Raw genomic sequence first — 15,121 nt, 5'->3', positions numbered from 1 at the left:
GAAGGACGCGCACTACGCAGGAACGCTGCACATCCGCGCAGCTTTCTTCGCTTGTCGCGCGTCCGGCTTCGTTCCTACCTTGGTGTCACCCATCAGTGACAGACGGAAACCGGAGGGAACCCTCTGTGTCCGAAAGCCGTGAATCGCGCCCTCGGCGCTTCCTTGTCTGTGAACCCAGGCACTTCGCGGTGCAGTACACGATCAACCCCTGGATGAACCCCGACCGGCCGGTTGACGTCGACCTCGCGCAGGGCCAGTGGCAGGAGCTGATCCGCACCTACCGCGCCCACGGCCACACCGTCGACTCCCTGGAGCCGGTGCCGGGCCTGCCGGACATGGTGTTCTCGGCCAACGCGGCGTGCGTGGTCGAGGGCCGGGTCTTCGGCTCGCTGTTCCACGCGCCGCAGCGACGCCCCGAGTCGGTGCACTACGACACCTGGTTCAAGGCGGCGGGCTACGACGTGTACCGCCCCGAGGCGGTGTCCGAGGGCGAGGGCGACCTGGTGTGGACGGGCCGGTACATCCTGGCCGGGACCGGGTTCCGCACCACCCGCGAGGCGCACCGTGAGGCCCAGGAGTTCCTGGGGCACCCGGTGATCGGCCTGACTCTGGTGGACCCGTACTTCTACCATCTGGACACGGCGCTGTTCGTGCTGGACGACGCCAATGTCTGCTACTACCCCGAGGCGTTCTCGCCGGGCAGCCGCGAGGTGCTGCGGCGCCTGTTCCCGGACGCGGTGTTGGCCACCCGCGAGGACGCGCTCGCCTGGGGCCTGAACTCGGTGTCCGACGGCCGGCACGTGTTCATCGCCCCCCAGGCCGAGGTGCTGTGCGAGCGCCTCGCCGACCGTGGTTACGTTCCCGTCCCCGTCGACCTGTCGGAGTTCCACAAGGCCGGCGGTGGCATCAAGTGCTGCACCCAGGAGATCCGCTGATGACCGCACCCGCGCGCACCCGTACGTCCGACGACCTGATCCGTGCGGAGGAGCCGGTCCTGGCGCACAACTACCACCCGCTGCCGGTGGTCGTGGCCCGGGCCGAGGGCAGTTGGGTGGAGGACGTCGAGGGCCGCCGCTACCTGGACATGCTGGCCGGGTACTCGGCGCTCAACTTCGGCCACCGGCACCCGGCGCTGATCGAGGCCGCCCACCGCCAGCTCGACCTGCTCACGCTCACCTCCCGCGCGTTCCACAACGACCGGCTCGCGGAGTTCGCCGAACGGCTCGCGGCGCTGACCGGCCTGGACATGGTGCTGCCGATGAACACCGGCGCGGAGGCCGTGGAGAGCGGCATCAAGCTGGCCCGCAAGTGGGCCTACGACGTCAAGGGCGTGCCGGCCGACCGGGCGACAATCGTGGTCGCGGCGGACAACTTCCACGGCCGTACGACCACGATCGTCAGCTTCTCCACCGACGAGACGGCCCGCTCGGGCTTCGGGCCGTTCACTCCGGGCTTCAAGGTCGTGCCGTACAACGACCTGGCGGCACTGGAGGCGGCGGTCGACGACACGACGGCGGCGGTGCTGATCGAGCCCGTGCAGGGCGAGGCCGGGGTGATCGTCCCGGACGACGGTTACCTCGCGGGCGTGCGCGAGCTGACCCGGCGCGAGGGGTGCCTGTTCGTCGCGGACGAGATCCAGTCCGGCCTCGGCCGCACGGGCCGCACCCTCGCCGTCGAGCACGAGGACGTGGTGCCGGACGTGCTGCTGCTCGGCAAGGCGCTCGGCGGCGGCATCGTGCCGGTGTCCGCGGTGGTGGCCCGGCGCGAGGTGATGGGGGTGCTGCGCCCGGGCGAGCACGGCTCGACCTTCGGCGGCAACCCGCTCGCGGCGGCGGTCGGCACGGCGGTGGTCGAACTGCTGGAGACCGGCGAGTTCCAGCGGCGCGCCGCCGAGCTGGGCGCGGTCCTGCGGGACGGGCTGACCGAGCTGGTGGGCAAGGGCGTGCTCGGCTTCCGCTCCCGCGGCCTGTGGGCGGGCGTCGACATCGACCCGGCGATCGGCACGGGGCGGGAGATCAGCGAACGCCTGATGCGGGAGGGCATCCTGGTCAAGGACACCCACGGCTCCACCATCCGCCTGGCACCCCCGCTGACCATCACCGCCGACGAACTGGGCTCGGCACTGGCGACACTGGAGCGGGTGCTCGGCTGACCGGGCCGGGTTCCGTCCCGCGGCCGGGAACGCTCCCCTCGGGGTTCGATCGGGGCTTCTCCCTCTCCGGGTGGAGAGGTCTCCATCGACCCGTGGGTGCTGGTGACGGGTGGGGTGCGGGGCGCAGCCTGTGAGACATGAATGCGCTGCGTCCGGCACTCGCCGCCCTCACCGGTGTCTGCGTCCTGGTCTTCCTCGCGGCGTGGCTCCTCGGTGCCGCCTACTTCGGCATCCGGAGCCGCGCCGGCTTCCGCGGCCCGCTGCGCGCGTGGCGGCCGGCCCTGCGGCGCCGGACGGCGCTGACCGCGGGCGTGGTGGTGTTCGCCGGGCTGATACGGCTCACGGGGAGGTTCTGGGACGGCCTCCGCTTCTGGCGGCCCGAACTGGCCCTGCCCGGCGCGCTGCTGGTCGTCGTCTCCACGGCCCTGCTGCTCTGGGCCCGCTGGGTGCTGGGCACGATGTGGGCGAGCGTCCCCACCGTCCGGCACCACCACGAACTGCGCACGGACGGCCCGTACCGGCTGGTCCGCCACCCCATCTACACCGGCATGCTCGGCCTGATCACCGGCGGGATGCTGGCCTGCGGCTTCGGCGTGTGGATCGCCTGTCTGATCGTGGCGGTCCCCTGGCTGCTGCGCCGGGTCCGGGTCGAGGACGCGATGATGGCGCGCGAGTTCGGGGCCGCCTACGACGCCTATCGGCTGCGCGTGCCGGCGCTCCTGCCGGGTATACGTCCCGCCGTCCGGACGTACCCGGACGGCGCCGACGGCGGCCGGCCGTAGCGGGGCAACGATCGCGCCAAGCTCCCCGGTGCGGTTGCCGCCCGGGACCGGTGGCAGCACGCTGTCCTCGCGGCCGAACCGGGCCGCCGGAGTGAGGAGCGGCACCTTGTTCTACTGCCTCCTGAAGTACGTGCTGCTGGGTCCCCTGCTCAGACTGCTCTTCCGGCCCCGGATCGAGGGCCTGGAGAACGTGCCGGCGACGGGAGCGGCGATCGTCGCCGGCAACCACCTCTCGTTCTCCGACCACTTCCTGATGCCGGCGATCCTGAAGAGACGCATCACCTTCCTCGCCAAGGCGGAGTACTTCACCGGGCCGGGGATCAAGGGCCGGCTCACCGCGTTCTTCTTCCGCAGCGCCGGGCAGATCCCGGTGGACCGTTCGAGCAGGGAGGCGGGGCAGGCCGCGGTCCGCGAGGGCCTCGGGGTGCTGCGCAAGGGGGAACTGCTCGGCATCTACCCGGAGGGCACGCGCTCGCACGACGGACGGCTGTACAAGGGCAAGGTCGGGGTCGCCGTGATGGCGCTGACGGCGGGCGTCCCGGTGGTGCCCTGCGCGATGATCGGCACCTTCGAGGCGCAGCCGCCCGGCAGGCTGATCCCGCGGATCCGGCCCGTCACGATCCGCTTCGGCAAGCCGCTGGAGTTCTCCCGGTTCGCCGGGATGGAGGACCAGAAGGCCGTGCTGCGGGCCGTCACCGACGAGATCATGTACGCCATCCTGACCCTGTCCGAGCAGGAGTACGTCGACCAGTACGCGGCGATCGTCAAGAGCCGGCAGGCCGGGGAACGGGGCGAGAGGGAGCGCAGGTTCCCCCGGGCCCCCTCGGCTGACACCGCGAGGACGCCGGGCCCGCCCGTCGCGCGCGGCGCGGGTGGCGCTCAGGACACGCCCGGGCCCCGGTATTCGGCCGCGATACCAAAACGCTGTTGTTCGCGCGGGGCGGACGGGACGTCACGGACGCGGGACACCGTGCTGGTCACCTCTTCCTCGCCCGGCTCCTCCGCGCCGTCGAGAGCGTCAAGGCGCTCCAGGTCGGCGGCCGAGACCAGCGCGACCAGCGGCTTGCCGTGCCGGGTGACGACGACGCGCTCGCCGCCGTAGACCACCCGGTTGATCAGGTCGGCGAGCTCAGCCCTGGCTTGGGTCACCGGAATCTCGTAGGCCATGCCCCCATGATACCCACGCGTACGTAATGTACATTCTGTACAGAAGCCGGGAGCCCGGCTCTGCCGCGAGGAGGGGTGTGCCCAGATGTTCCGACCGTCTGCCCGTTATGTCCTGCCCGAGTTCACCGAACGCACCACCGGTTTCGGGGAGCGCAGGCTCGATCCGTACTCGAAGCTGTTCGAGAGCCGGGTCGTCTTCATCGGGACGCCCCTGGACGAGGCGGCGGCGAGCGATGTGATCACCCAGTTCATGCACCTCGAACACCTGGCCCCGGAGCGGGACATCACGCTCTACCTGAACTGCCCGGGCGGCTCGTTCCACGCGATGACGGCGGTCTACGACACGATGCAGTACGTCACCTGCGAGGTGCAGACCTACTGCCTGGGCCAGGCCGCCTCGGTCGGTGCCCTACTGCTCGCCGGGGGAACCCCGGGCAAGCGGTTCACCCTGCCGGGCGCCCGCGTGGTCCTCTCACAGCCCGCGCTCCCCGAGCCGGCGCAGGGCCAGCCGAGCGACCTGGTGATCCAGGCGGAGGAGCTGTCCCGGATGCGCGCCCTCATGGAGGGGATCCTGGTCCGCCACACCGGCCGCAGCGAGGAGCAGGTCCATCAGGACCTGGAGCGTGACCTCATGCTGGACGCGCCGGGCGCACTGTCGTACGGCCTGGTGGACGGGGTGGTCCCGAGTCGCCGCGACCTCCCCGGCGAGCGGTGAACGGGCCGTGCTGCCCGAGGAGTTGCCGCCGCTGCCCGCGCTGACGCGTGCGGAAGGCGAGCTGGTGGACCGCTACCTGGACGTGGTCGACCAGCTGGGCAGGATCAACCCGGCGCGCGACGGGGACACGTATCGCGGGCTGCGCGCCGCGCAGGCGCTGGTGCGCAAGGCGGAGGAACTGCGCGACGCGCTGGATCTGATGCACCGGCGGGGCGAGCGGGAGCTGCACGGCGGCACGCTGGCACGAGCCCTCCGGGTGCTGGACGGCGAGCGCCGGGCCGCGCGCGTCGCGCTCCCGCCACAGGCCTCGAACTGATCCGGACGGCCATCGGGCCCGGCCGGTGCCGCGCGTCTGCGCGCCCGGCCGGGCCCCCGCGCGAAACGGCCCGAACGATGTACCGCCGACCGGTGTATATCCGGGACCGTTTCCGGCGCTTCCGAGTTGCGCCACGACCCTGCCGTGCCGTGCTGCACGATCATCTTTTCCCAGGTCCGGGGCTACGTACGGGAACTGACGAGCTATCGAACAGAGCAGCTTCCACCCGAACGGGCGAGTGGTGAGTAACGCCACAAATCCCCGGTTCCGTTGGGATTTTCGGACAGCTGTGGGTGAAGATCCCTGTCTGACGACAAGACCCCGCCACCGCGGCGGGGCGATCCGGGCGGACGCCGAGTCCTGCCGCCGCCCGGATGACCGGTCGACAGGAGTGGATCGGCAGGAGTGGAGGACCCAGGCAAGGCGGGTCGCCGTAGCGGCTGGCCGTCCGTGAGAACGGACGGGCACACGCTCCGGGCCGACCCTTGGGGTGAAGCCGCGGCAACGCGGCCGGGCTACTTCGCCAGCCCGAATCCGACAGGTCATCCTTCACAGGCGGCTGACGAAGGGTTGCGCATGACTGCGCTCAATCGTGTCCCGTCGCTGATGGCCCGGGCCGGTACGGCCTCGGCCCTCACCCTGGCCGCCGTGGGCGGCTCGATCGCGGTACCGGGGATGTCCTCCGACGCCTCGGCCGCGACCATGGCGACGAAGGCGCTGCAGATCGCGGCGTCCAAGAAGGGCGCCCCGTACCAGTGGGGCGCCACGGGACCGCGCCGGTTCGACTGCTCGGGGCTGACGCTCTACTCGTTCAAGAAGGCCGGCAAGAAGCTGCCGCGGACCGCCGCCCAGCAGTACAACAAGACCCACCACATCTCCGCCTCCAGCCGCCGGGCCGGTGACCTGGTGTTCTTCCATTCCGGCCGGAACGTCTACCACGTCGGCATCTACGCCGGTCACGGCAAGATCTGGCATGCGCCGAAGACCGGTGCGGTGGTGCGGCTGGAGAAGATCTGGTCCAAGAGCGTCTGGTACGGCCGGGTCAACTGACCCCCGTGCGCCCACGGGAGCGTCTCCAGCCACCGGGCCGCTCCCCGTGTTCTCCTCCGGCACCGCCTCCAGCCCCCGGGTGGACCGGGACGGGCCCCTCGCCCGTTGGATGAACGTTTCACGACCTTGGCCGCGGGTCCGGCCGACCCGCCGTCGGCACCGGCGCGACGGGGACGGTCCAGGGCAGTTCGATGGAGACCGTCTTGCCGCCCTCCCGGGTGGGCCGGACCCGGAGCCTGCCGCCGCACTCCGCGGTGAGCCAGCGGATGATCACCATGCCCCGGCCGTTGTCCTGCTGCACGGCCGCGGGCAGCCGCTTGGGGAAGCGCGGGTGACTGTCCGTGACACCGATGCGGAGCCGTTCGTCGCGGTCCAGCGCGATGTCGACGGTGAAGGTGGGGGACTGCCCGAAGGTGTGCTGCACGGCGTTGGTGGCGAGCTCGGAGACGATGAGCCGCACGGTGTCGGCCGCCTCGGTGTCCGACGGCAGGCCCCACTCCGCCAGCGTGCCGACCACGTAGGAGCGGGCGGCGGCGACCGAGGCGGGTTCGCTCGGCAGAATGACGGATGCTTCCAGATGGTCTGCCATGGCGACGTCGTCCCTTTCCCACGGGACCGAAGTCCGACATGGAGCGGATGGTTCGAGTACGGTCCCGGACTGGTGCTTCCTCGCCAGACTGCCACCACCGGGCCGGTCACGGGGAGCGATCCACCAAGATATGCATATATCTGTCGCTCGATGCGGTGAACTCTGCGACGGGAGACCGTATTCGGGCGGCCCGGAAGGAGTAAGGAGGAGCCCATGCAGAACGGGCCGGCAGTGCGCCGTCGCAAATTGGGTGCCGAACTGCGCACGCTGCGCACGGGCGCGGGGCTCACCAGTGGGGAGGCCGCCCGGCTGGTCGGCTGGCACCAGTCGAAGGTGAGCCGTATCGAGACGGGTTCCAGTGGCGTGAAACCGGCCGATCTGCGCTTGCTGCTGGACGCCTACGCCGTGCGGGACGCCCAGCTGCGCGAGCTGCTGCTGATGCTGGCGGGCTCCGAGAACGACGGCGACCGCGACCGCTGGTGGCACGCCTACCGCGGGGTGCTGCCGCCCACCTACCGGGACTTCATCAGCCTGGAGTCGCAGGCCCGCGCGATGCGCACGCTGGAGACCACGGTGGTGCCCGGCCTGCTCCAGACGGCCGAGTACGCCCGCGCGGTGACCCGGGCAGCCGTCAAGGACCTGGACGAGGAGCGCCTGGACGCGCTGGTGGAGGTGCGGCTGGCCCGGCAGGACGTGCTGCGCTCGAACCCCCCGCTGGAGCTGTGCGCGGTCCTGGACGAGGCGGTGCTGCGGCGCGAGGTGGGCGGCCCCGAGGTGATGGCGCGGCAGCTGGAGCGGCTGATGGAGGCCGCGCTGCTGCCGCAAGTACGGCTACAGGTACTTCCGTTCGGGGCGGGAGCGCATGTCGGCCTCACCGGCCCTTTCGTTATTTTCTCATTTCCGAGCACTTCTGATCTCGATGTGGTTGTTCTAGACCAATTGACGAGTAGCCTCTACCTGGAACGGAAAGAAGACCTCCGGGCGTACTCGGAGGCCTTCCAGACCCTCCAGGAACACGCTCTTTCCCCCCACGATTCGCTCGCCTACATCGCCGGGATAGGTGACGGCGCGTAAGGAGGCACCATTGTCAGCATTGCCTCGGAACGTCCCTGCCAGTACCGACCTGTACGACGTGCGCTGGCTGCGCAGCAGCTACAGCACCGGAGCCAACAACTGCGTGGAGACGGCCCGGCCGCGCTCCGGCCCCTGGTCCGGACTGCTCGCCGTGCGCGACTCGAAGGACCCCGCGGGTCCCGCGCTGCTCTTCTCCGCCCCCAGCTGGGCCGGTTTCGTGGCCGCGCTGCGCTGAGACCCGGTCAGGTGCGAGGCACGGCCGTGCTCCGCCGACTCATGGTCGCGTTTCGCCGACGACCCCGACCGCATGCGCGATCTGCGCGCCGGAGAGATCCGCACGCGCGGTCAGCCTCAGCCGTGAGATGCCGTCGGGCACGGAGGGAGGTCGGAAACAGCCCACGGCCAGGCCGGCCGTACGGCAGTCGGCCGCCCAGCGCACCGCCTGCTCCGGGGACGGAGCCCGCACGGAGACCACCGCGGCGTCCGGACGCACCGCCTCCAGGCCCGCGGTGGTCAGCCTCGTGTACAGCTCACCCGCCACCGCGCGGGCCCGCGCCGCCCGTTCGGGCTCGCGGGCGAGCAGCCGCAGGGCCGCGAGGGCCGCACCGGCCGCCGCCGGGGCCAGTCCGGTGTCGAAGATGAACGTCCGGGCCGCGTTGACCAGATGGTCGATCACCCGCGCGGGACCCAGCACCACGCCGCCCTGGCTGCCCAGCGACTTGGACAGGGTGGCCGTGACCACCACGTCCGGGGCGCCCGCGAGCCCGGCCGCGTGCGCCGAGCCGCGCCCGCCCTCGCCCAGGACACCGAGACCGTGGGCGTCGTCCACGACGAGTCCCGCGCCGCGTTCCCGGCACGCCTCGGCCAGCTCGGCCAGCGGCGCCCGGTCCCCGTCGACCGAGAACACGGTGTCGGAGACGACGATGGCCGCTCCCCCGTGCGTGGCCAGGGCCTTGCGCACCGCCTGCGGGTCGGCGTGCCCGACGACCTGGACCTCGCCCCGGGCGAGCCGGCAGCCGTCGATCAGCGAGGCGTGGTTGCCCGCGTCGGAGACGACGAGGGAGCCGTGCGGGCCGAGCGCGGTGACCGCGGCCAGGTTGGCGGCGTAGCCGGAGGAGAAGACCAGGGCGGCCTCGAAGCCGCAGAAGGCGGCCAGTTCGCGCTCCAGCTCGGCGTGGAGCGCGGTGGTGCCCGTGACCAGCCGGGAGCCGGTGGCGCCGCCGCCCCAGGTACGGGCGGCCCGGGCCGCGCCCTCGGTGACCTCGGGGTGGCGGGCCAGGCCCAGGTAGTCGTTGCTCGCCAGATCGAGCAGCGGTGACTCGGCGGGGCGCGGGCTGAGGCGCCGTACGAGTCCGGCGTCGCGGCGCGCCCGCGCCTGCTCCTCGATCCAGCCGAACGCCATGAGTCCTCCGGTCGTTTTGTAGGTAGCGGACAGACCCTAGCGGCCCGGGCCGTCGTCCACCGTGTGGCGATACCCACACGGTGAAGCGTCTTCGTTGTGCAAACTCTCCTTGGCCCGGGGCAGTCTCGTAGGACAGGATCGGACCTCATGGACCTGCTGAACACGCTGGTGGACAAGGGGCTTCGGCGCGAGCTGCCGACCCGCGAGGAAGCACTCGCCGTACTGGCCACCTCCGACGACGACCTGCTCGATGTGGTGGCCGCGGCCGGCAAGGTGCGCCGGCACTGGTTCGGCCGCCGCGTGAAACTCAACTACCTGGTCAACCTCAAGTCCGGCCTGTGCCCCGAGGACTGCTCCTACTGCTCCCAGCGGCTCGGCTCCGAGGCGGGCATCCTCAAGTACACCTGGCTCAAGCCCGACGAGGCGTCCAAGGCGGCGGCCGCGGGGCTGGCGGGTGGCGCCAAGCGGGTCTGCCTGGTGGCCAGCGGGCGCGGCCCGACCGACCGGGACGTGGACCGGGTCTCGCAGACCATCAAGGCGATCAAGGACGAGAACGAGGGCGTCGAGGTGTGCGCGTGCCTCGGGCTGCTCTCCGACGGCCAGGCCGAGCGGCTGCGCGAGGCGGGCGCGGACGCGTACAACCACAACCTGAACACCTCGGAGTCCACCTACGGGGACATCACCACCACCCACACGTACGCCGATCGGGTGGACACGGTGCGGAAGGCGCACGCGGCCGGACTGTCGCCCTGCTCCGGTCTGATCGCCGGCATGGGCGAGAGCGACGAGGACCTGGTGGACGTCGTCTTCTCGCTGCGCGAGCTGGACCCCGACTCCGTTCCGGTGAACTTCCTGATCCCGTTCGAGGGCACCCCGCTGGCCAAGGAGTGGAACCTCACCCCCCAGCGCTGCCTGCGGATCCTGGCGATGGTCCGCTTCGTCTGCCCGGACGTGGAGGTGCGCATCGCGGGCGGCCGCGAGGTCCACCTGCGCACCATGCAGCCGCTGGCGCTGCACCTGGCCAACTCGATCTTCCTCGGCGACTACCTGACCAGCGAGGGCCAGGCGGGCAAGGCCGACCTGGAGATGATCGCCGACGCCGGCTTCGAGGTGGAGGGCGCCGACCAGGTGACCCTGCCGGAGCACCGGGCGGCCGGCGGCTGCCACGAGGGGGCCGGGGCCTGCGGCTCGGCGCCCGCGGACGCGCAGCCGGTCGCGGGCGAGCCCCGGACCGATCTGGTGGCCGTCCGCCGCCGGGGCGCCGGAACGGACCTCGCGCCCAATGCCTGACGCGTTCCCGCCGGACGTCGCCGGGCTGCTGGAGCTGGACCGCCGGCACGTGTGGCATCCGTACGGTCCGATGCCCGGGCGTGTCGAACCGCTCGTCGTGGAGTCGGCGAGCGGGGTCCGGCTGCGGCTCGCGGACGGTTCGGGCGAGCTGGTGGACGGCATGTCGTCGTGGTGGTCGGCCATCCACGGCTACAGCCACCCCGTGCTCGACGAGGCCGTGACCCGGCAGCTTTCGCGGATGAGCCACGTGATGTTCGGCGGGCTCACCCACGAGCCCGCGGTCCGGCTCGCGAAGCTCCTTGTCGACATGTCGCCGGACGGTCTGGAACACGTCTTCCTGGCCGACTCCGGCTCGGTGTCGGTCGAGGTCGCGGTGAAGATGTGCCTCCAGTACTGGCGTTCGCTCGGCCGGCCCGGCAAGCAGCGGATGCTGACCTGGCGGGGCGGCTACCACGGGGACACCTGGCATCCGATGTCGGTGTGCGACCCCGAGGGCGGGATGCACGAGCTGTGGTCCGGGGTGCTGCCGCGCCAGGTCTTCGCGGACGCGCCCCCGGCGGAGTACGACGAGTCGTACGCGCGGACGCTGCGCGAGCTGATCGCCCGGCACGCGGACGAACTGGCCGGGGTGATCGTGGAGCCGGTGGTGCAGGGCGCCGGCGGGATGCGCTTCCACTCCCCCGGGTACCTGCGGGTGCTGCGCGAGGCCTGCGACGCCCACGACGTGCTGCTGGTGTTCGACGAGATCGCCACCGGGTTCGGGCGCACGGGGGCGCTGTTCGCGGCGGACCACGCGGCCGTCACGCCGGACGTGATGTGTGTGGGCAAGGCACTGACCGGCGGTTACCTGACGATGGCGGCCACCCTGTGCACCGCGCGGGTGGCCGACGGGATCTCGCGCGGCGAGGTTCCGGTGCTGGCGCACGGGCCGACGTTCATGGGCAATCCGCTGGCCGCGGCCGTGGCCTGCGCCTCCCTGGAGCTGCTGCTGAGCCAGGACTGGCGGGCCGAGGTGAAGCGGATCGAGGCGGGCCTGCGGGCCGGGCTGGCCCCGGCGGCCGAGGTGCCCGGGGTGCGGGACGTCCGGGTGCTGGGCGCGATCGGGGTCGTCCAGCTGGACCACGAGGTCGACATGGCCGCGGCCACGCGCGCGGCCGTACGGGAGGGCGTGTGGCTGCGTCCGTTCCGGGACCTGGTGTACACGATGCCGCCGTACGTCACCTCCGACGAGGACGTGGCGAGGATCGCGCGCGCGGTGTGTGCCGCGGCGCGGGAGGGATGACATGCCGGTACTGGTGATCACGGGAACGGGCACGGAGGTCGGCAAGACCGTCACCACGGCCGCCCTCGCCGCGGCGGCGGTCGCGGCCGGGCGCTCGGTGGCCGTGCTGAAGGCCGCGCAGACCGGGGTACGGCCGGACGAGCGCGGTGACGCCGACGAGGTGGCGCGGCTCGCGGGGGCCGTCACGGCGGACGAACTGGCGCGGTATCCGGAGCCGTTGGCGCCGGGGACGGCGGCGCGGCGGGCGGGCATGGCGCCCGTGCACCCGCGGGAGGTGGCCGAGCGGGCCGCCAAGCTGGCAACGGAGCACGATCTGGTGCTGGTCGAGGGGGCGGGCGGGCTGCTCGTCCGGTTCGACGCGGAGGGCGGCACGCTGGCCGACGCGGCGCGGCTGCTGGGGGCGCCGGTGCTGATCGTGGCCACGGCGGGGCTCGGCACGCTGAACACCACGGAACTGACGGCGCGCGAGCTGCGCCGCCGTGACCTGGAGCCTGCCGGTGTCGTCATCGGCAGCTGGCCCGCCGTCCCCGACCTGGCCACCCGCTGCAACGTCGCCGACCTCCCGGAGGTCGCCGGCGCCCCCCTCCTGGGCGCCCTCCCCGCGGGAGCGGGCGCCCTGCCCCCGGCGGACTTCCGCGCCCAGGCCCCGGCCTGGCTGGCGCCACGCCTGGACGGCACCTGGGACGCGGCGGCCTTCCGGGCCAGGGAGGGGGCCCGGCCGGAGCCCGGGGGTTCGGCCTAGGAGGGCCGGGGAGGGGGCCGGCGAGGACTCCTCATCCCCGGCCGTCGAAGCCTCCCGCGACCCTCGAAGCCGTCGAAATCTCGCCCGGCCCCCGACCGGCGGCGGCTCCCCTCCCCCGGCCCCTCGAACACCCGTGTCCGCCGCGCACGTCCGCCCGAGAGTGGCACGCGGTCCCGCGGGGGACATTCCTCCTGGGCACGGTGTCCTGGAGGTCGGTATGCGGCTGGGGTCGAAGGCTGTCGGCGGGCGGCGGGAGCCCGGTGCGCATCCGGTGTTCGCCCGGTACTACGCGCGGGCCAGTGCCGGGGCCGAGACGCGGCTGGGGTTCGCCCGGGTGCGGGGACGGCTGCTGGCGGGGCTGAGCGGCCGGGTGCTCGAGGTCGGCGCGGGCAACGGACTGAACTTCGCGCACTACCCCGGCACCGTCAGCGAGGTCGTCGCCATCGAACCGGAGCCGCTGCTGCGGCGGTTGGCGCTGGAGTCGGCGCTGCGCGCGCAGGTGCCGGTCGATGTCGCGCCCGGCGCGGCCGAGGCGCTGCCCGTCAAGAGCGAGGCGTTCGACGCGGTCGTGCTGTCCTTGGTGCTGTGCAGTGTGCGGGACGTGGCGCGGACGCTGGGCGAGGTGCGGCGGGTGCTCCGGCCGGGCGGGCAGGTGCGGTTCTTCGAGCACGGGCGGGGCGGCGGCCGGCCGATGCGGCTCGCACAGCGCGCCCTGGACCTGACGGTGTGGCCCGCGCTCGCCGGCGGCTGCCACCTGTCCCGGGACCCGCTGGCCGCACTGCGAGCCGCCGGGTTCGAACTCGGGCCGCACCGGAGCCTGCTGGTGCCCGAGCGGGGGCCGAGGCTGCCGGCCTCGTACTGCGTGCTGGGCACCGCCTGGCGTCCGGACGAGGCGGGCGAGCGCTGATCACAGGCTCCAGCGGCGCAGCTCACGGGCGATCTCGTCCACGCTCGCCGAGCCGTCCTTCACCAGCCGGGCGAGGTCGCGCACCTGTTCCGGCGTGGTGATCACCTTGACGCCGCTGGCGACCAGGTAGGCGTAGGCGACCGCGGAGGCGAACAGCGCGTTGGAGCGCTCCAGCGCCGGCACGTGGATGAGCAGCTGGAGGAGGGCGGCGGCCCGGGCGTACGGGGTCTCGTACACCGGCACGCCGAATATCTCCGCCCGGTGCCGGGCGACGGCGGCGATCAGCGCGCCCCAGTCGGCGACCTGCGGGTCCCCGGGCGTCTTCTGTTCGGCGAGCATGAGCAGCCAGGCGAGGTCGATGCTCAGCCCGTTGGGGGAATCGCTCAAGGGATCAGCTGCGTCCTTCGGCCGGACCGGTGCCGCGCGCGTCGGAGAACTCCTCGGCGAACACGGACTCGTACTGCTTCATGAAGTCGGCCGCGGCCTCCACGAACGTCCGGCCGACCTCGCCGGTGTCCTGTCTGACCAGTTCCTCGATGTAGCGGTTCACGCTCATCCCCCGGGCCAGCGCGCGCTCCCGGGCCGCGCGGGCGGTGCCCTCGTCCACGCGCACGTTCAACTGGGTCTTCGCCATGTCTCGACGCTAGCGCCATGCCGCTAGCACAGGCAAACGGGCGCGGGGGCACGGCGGGGGCGCACGGGAGCTTTCGCCGGGGGCTCGGCGCACCGTTCCCGCAGGTCCCCCGGAGCCCGTCCGGCCGCCCGGCCCGTCGTGGATTCCCGCTGTGCGCCCGGTCACATTAGGCTCACCCGGGACGGGTAGTACCGGTGACCGGGAGGCGGTCTTGTCCACAACCCCTGCCGCGCAGCACGCCCCGGGCCGTACGCCGGGCGAGGGGACCGCGGCCCGCGCCCGCGCGCTGACCAAGGCGTACGGCACCGGCGAGACCGCCGTCCTCGCGCTGGACTCGGTGGACGTGGACATCGCGCGGGGCCGGTTCACCGCCGTGATGGGGCCCTCGGGGTCCGGCAAGTCCACGCTCATGCACTGTCTGGCCGGGCTCGACACGGTGTCGGCCGGGCAGGTGTGGCTGGGCGACACCGAACTCACCGGCCTGCGGGAGCGGGAACTGACCCGGCTGCGGCGGGACCGGGTCGGGTTCGTGTTCCAGTCGTTCAACCTGATCCCGACGCTGACCGCGGCGGAGAACATCACCCTGCCGATGGACATCGCGGGCCGCGGCCCCGACAAGGAGTGGCTGGACCAGGTCGTCGACAGGCTCGGGCTGCGCGACCGGCTGACGCACCGGCCCGGCCAGCTCTCCGGCGGCCAGCAGCAGCGGGTCGCGTGCGCGCGGGCGCTGGCCTCCCGGCCGGAGCTGATCTTCGCGGACGAGCCGACGGGCAATCTGGACTCGCGGGCGGGCCTGGAGGTGCTGCGCTTCCTGCGCGACGCGGTGGACGACCTGGGGCAGACGGTCGTCATGGTCACGCACGACCCGAACGCCGCCGCCCACGCGGACCTGGTGCTCTTCCTGGCCGACGGGCGGCTCGTGGACGAGCTGGCCCGGCCGACGGCGGAGCGGGTGCTGGAGCGGATGAAACGCTTCGACGGAGCGCGTGCCCTGCCGGACGCGCGGGAGGACTGAGCCG

At 72.6% G+C, this 15,121-nt stretch carries 18 protein-coding genes, 1 pseudogene and 1 riboswitch; of the genes and pseudogenes, 14 read left to right on the top strand and 5 right to left on the bottom strand.

Features of this window, described 5'->3' with window-relative positions; all coding sequences use genetic code 11:
- Nucleotides 1-125 precede the first annotated feature (125 nt).
- The 4 genes and pseudogenes from ddaH to HZZ00_RS12080 all read left to right on the top strand — a co-directional run.
- Entirely contained in the window at nt 126-935 is an 810-nt protein-coding gene (ddaH, locus tag HZZ00_RS12095) for a dimethylargininase (protein WP_180332179.1), read from the top strand.
- Nucleotides 935-2,152, top strand: a complete 1,218-nt coding sequence (gene rocD, locus HZZ00_RS12090) for an ornithine--oxo-acid transaminase (protein ID WP_180332178.1) — start codon at nt 935-937, stop codon at nt 2,150-2,152. Before ddaH ends, rocD begins: the two co-directional genes overlap by 1 nt.
- Nucleotides 2,153-2,289: 137 nt before the next feature.
- Nucleotides 2,290-2,934, top strand: a complete 645-nt coding sequence (locus HZZ00_RS12085) for an isoprenylcysteine carboxylmethyltransferase family protein (protein WP_180332177.1) — start codon at nt 2,290-2,292, stop codon at nt 2,932-2,934.
- A gap of 106 nt (nt 2,935-3,040) precedes the next feature.
- Nucleotides 3,041-3,757, top strand: a pseudogene (locus HZZ00_RS12080) (lysophospholipid acyltransferase family protein); the annotation flags it as partial.
- A gap of 56 nt (nt 3,758-3,813) precedes the next feature.
- On the opposite strand, the gene HZZ00_RS12075 reads toward HZZ00_RS12080, so the two are convergent.
- Nucleotides 3,814-4,101, bottom strand: a complete 288-nt coding sequence (locus HZZ00_RS12075; protein WP_180332176.1) for a type II toxin-antitoxin system Phd/YefM family antitoxin — start codon at nt 4,099-4,101, stop codon at nt 3,814-3,816.
- Between the two features lie 85 nt (nt 4,102-4,186).
- On the opposite strand from HZZ00_RS12075, the gene HZZ00_RS12070 reads away from it, so the two are divergent.
- The 3 genes from HZZ00_RS12070 to HZZ00_RS12060 all read left to right on the top strand — a co-directional run bounded on the left by HZZ00_RS12070 (nt 4,187) and on the right by HZZ00_RS12060 (nt 6,182).
- On the top strand, nt 4,187-4,816 hold the full coding sequence (locus tag HZZ00_RS12070; protein ID WP_180332175.1) for an ATP-dependent Clp protease proteolytic subunit: 630 nt from the start codon (nt 4,187-4,189) through the stop codon (nt 4,814-4,816).
- A 7-nt stretch (nt 4,817-4,823) separates the two neighbouring features.
- On the top strand, nt 4,824-5,132 hold the full coding sequence (locus tag HZZ00_RS12065) for a hypothetical protein (RefSeq protein WP_070028172.1): 309 nt from the start codon (nt 4,824-4,826) through the stop codon (nt 5,130-5,132).
- A 341-nt stretch (nt 5,133-5,473) separates the two neighbouring features.
- A riboswitch (cyclic di-AMP (ydaO/yuaA leader) is annotated at nt 5,474-5,705 on the top strand.
- Between the two features lie 3 nt (nt 5,706-5,708).
- On the top strand, nt 5,709-6,182 hold the full coding sequence (locus HZZ00_RS12060) for a C40 family peptidase (RefSeq protein ID WP_070028173.1): 474 nt from the start codon (nt 5,709-5,711) through the stop codon (nt 6,180-6,182).
- Between the two features lie 118 nt (nt 6,183-6,300).
- Here HZZ00_RS12060 and HZZ00_RS12055 read toward each other — a convergent pair whose 3' ends face one another.
- Nucleotides 6,301-6,771 carry an ATP-binding protein gene (locus tag HZZ00_RS12055; RefSeq protein ID WP_180332174.1) on the bottom strand — a complete coding sequence of 157 codons (471 nt, stop codon included), beginning with the start codon at nt 6,769-6,771 and terminating at the stop codon, nt 6,301-6,303.
- A gap of 213 nt (nt 6,772-6,984) precedes the next feature.
- Here HZZ00_RS12055 and HZZ00_RS12050 point away from each other — a divergent pair, with 213 nt between their 5' ends.
- Together HZZ00_RS12050 and HZZ00_RS12045 are read left to right on the top strand one after the other, a co-directional pair.
- Nucleotides 6,985-7,845: a helix-turn-helix transcriptional regulator gene (locus tag HZZ00_RS12050; protein ID WP_070028177.1), complete on the top strand. Its 861-nt coding sequence runs from the start codon at nt 6,985-6,987 to the stop codon at nt 7,843-7,845.
- 10 nt (nt 7,846-7,855) lie between these two features.
- A complete protein-coding gene (locus HZZ00_RS12045) occupies nt 7,856-8,080 on the top strand; it encodes a DUF397 domain-containing protein (protein ID WP_071828719.1) in 225 nt (74 codons plus the stop codon).
- A 39-nt stretch (nt 8,081-8,119) separates the two neighbouring features.
- Here HZZ00_RS12045 and HZZ00_RS12040 read toward each other — a convergent pair whose 3' ends face one another.
- Nucleotides 8,120-9,247, bottom strand: coding sequence for an 8-amino-7-oxononanoate synthase (locus tag HZZ00_RS12040; protein ID WP_180332173.1), 1,128 nt, complete (start codon nt 9,245-9,247; stop codon nt 8,120-8,122).
- 147 nt (nt 9,248-9,394) lie between these two features.
- On the opposite strand from HZZ00_RS12040, the gene bioB reads away from it, so the two are divergent.
- The 4 genes from bioB to HZZ00_RS12020 all read left to right on the top strand — a co-directional run bounded on the left by bioB (nt 9,395) and on the right by HZZ00_RS12020 (nt 13,468).
- A complete protein-coding gene (gene bioB, locus HZZ00_RS12035; protein WP_180332172.1) occupies nt 9,395-10,537 on the top strand; it encodes a biotin synthase BioB in 1,143 nt (380 codons plus the stop codon).
- Nucleotides 10,530-11,819: an adenosylmethionine--8-amino-7-oxononanoate transaminase gene (locus HZZ00_RS12030; protein WP_180332171.1), complete on the top strand. Its 1,290-nt coding sequence runs from the start codon at nt 10,530-10,532 to the stop codon at nt 11,817-11,819. The genes bioB and HZZ00_RS12030 overlap by 8 nt, the downstream gene beginning before the upstream one ends.
- A 1-nt stretch (nt 11,820) precedes the next feature.
- Nucleotides 11,821-12,561: a dethiobiotin synthase gene (gene bioD, locus HZZ00_RS12025; protein WP_180332170.1), complete on the top strand. Its 741-nt coding sequence runs from the start codon at nt 11,821-11,823 to the stop codon at nt 12,559-12,561.
- Between the two features lie 217 nt (nt 12,562-12,778).
- Nucleotides 12,779-13,468 (top strand): class I SAM-dependent methyltransferase, encoded by a 690-nt coding sequence (locus HZZ00_RS12020; protein WP_180332169.1) that lies wholly within the window; start codon nt 12,779-12,781, stop codon nt 13,466-13,468.
- On the opposite strand, the gene HZZ00_RS12015 is transcribed toward HZZ00_RS12020, so the two are convergent.
- Both HZZ00_RS12015 and HZZ00_RS12010 read right to left on the bottom strand, forming a co-directional pair.
- Nucleotides 13,469-13,807 (bottom strand): fic family toxin-antitoxin system, toxin component, encoded by a 339-nt coding sequence (locus HZZ00_RS12015; protein WP_180333473.1) that lies wholly within the window; start codon nt 13,805-13,807, stop codon nt 13,469-13,471. It lies immediately after the preceding gene.
- Nucleotides 13,808-13,859: 52 nt separating this feature from the next.
- Entirely contained in the window at nt 13,860-14,102 is a 243-nt protein-coding gene (locus HZZ00_RS12010; protein ID WP_180332168.1) for a toxin-antitoxin system HicB family antitoxin, read from the bottom strand.
- Between the two features lie 211 nt (nt 14,103-14,313).
- On the opposite strand from HZZ00_RS12010, the gene HZZ00_RS12005 reads away from it, so the two are divergent.
- The gene (locus HZZ00_RS12005; protein ID WP_180332167.1) at nt 14,314-15,117 is read left to right on the top strand and encodes an ABC transporter ATP-binding protein; all 804 of its coding nucleotides are present in this window, start codon (nt 14,314-14,316) and stop codon (nt 15,115-15,117) included.
- The last annotated feature ends 4 nt before the right edge of the window (nt 15,118-15,121 follow it).

It is taken from the genome of Streptomyces sp. NEAU-sy36 (genome assembly GCF_013423905.1).
Taxonomy (GTDB): Bacteria; Actinomycetota; Actinomycetes; order Streptomycetales; family Streptomycetaceae; genus Streptomyces; species Streptomyces misionensis.
This window is presented reverse-complemented; position numbering and strand designations above follow the sequence as displayed.

Excerpts from the sequence above, each read along its gene's own strand:
- rocD (WP_180332178.1), top strand. The coding sequence starts at position 935 with ATGACCGCACCCGCGCGCACCCGTACGTCCGACGACCTGATCCGTGCG.
- HZZ00_RS12085 (WP_180332177.1), top strand. The coding sequence starts at position 2,290 with ATGAATGCGCTGCGTCCGGCACTCGCCGCCCTCACCGGTGTCTGCGTC.
- HZZ00_RS12075 (WP_180332176.1), bottom strand. The coding sequence starts at position 4,101 with ATGGCCTACGAGATTCCGGTGACCCAAGCCAGGGCTGAGCTCGCCGAC.
- HZZ00_RS12070 (WP_180332175.1), top strand. The coding sequence starts at position 4,187 with ATGTTCCGACCGTCTGCCCGTTATGTCCTGCCCGAGTTCACCGAACGC.
- HZZ00_RS12060 (WP_070028173.1), top strand. The coding sequence starts at position 5,709 with ATGACTGCGCTCAATCGTGTCCCGTCGCTGATGGCCCGGGCCGGTACG.
- HZZ00_RS12055 (WP_180332174.1), bottom strand. The coding sequence starts at position 6,771 with ATGGCAGACCATCTGGAAGCATCCGTCATTCTGCCGAGCGAACCCGCC.
- HZZ00_RS12050 (WP_070028177.1), top strand. The coding sequence starts at position 6,985 with ATGCAGAACGGGCCGGCAGTGCGCCGTCGCAAATTGGGTGCCGAACTG.
- HZZ00_RS12040 (WP_180332173.1), bottom strand. The coding sequence starts at position 9,247 with ATGGCGTTCGGCTGGATCGAGGAGCAGGCGCGGGCGCGCCGCGACGCC.
- bioB (WP_180332172.1), top strand. The coding sequence starts at position 9,395 with ATGGACCTGCTGAACACGCTGGTGGACAAGGGGCTTCGGCGCGAGCTG.
- HZZ00_RS12030 (WP_180332171.1), top strand. The coding sequence starts at position 10,530 with ATGCCTGACGCGTTCCCGCCGGACGTCGCCGGGCTGCTGGAGCTGGAC.
- bioD (WP_180332170.1), top strand. The coding sequence starts at position 11,821 with ATGCCGGTACTGGTGATCACGGGAACGGGCACGGAGGTCGGCAAGACC.
- HZZ00_RS12020 (WP_180332169.1), top strand. The coding sequence starts at position 12,779 with ATGCGGCTGGGGTCGAAGGCTGTCGGCGGGCGGCGGGAGCCCGGTGCG.
- HZZ00_RS12015 (WP_180333473.1), bottom strand. The coding sequence starts at position 13,807 with ATGCTCGCCGAACAGAAGACGCCCGGGGACCCGCAGGTCGCCGACTGG.
- HZZ00_RS12010 (WP_180332168.1), bottom strand. The coding sequence starts at position 14,102 with ATGGCGAAGACCCAGTTGAACGTGCGCGTGGACGAGGGCACCGCCCGC.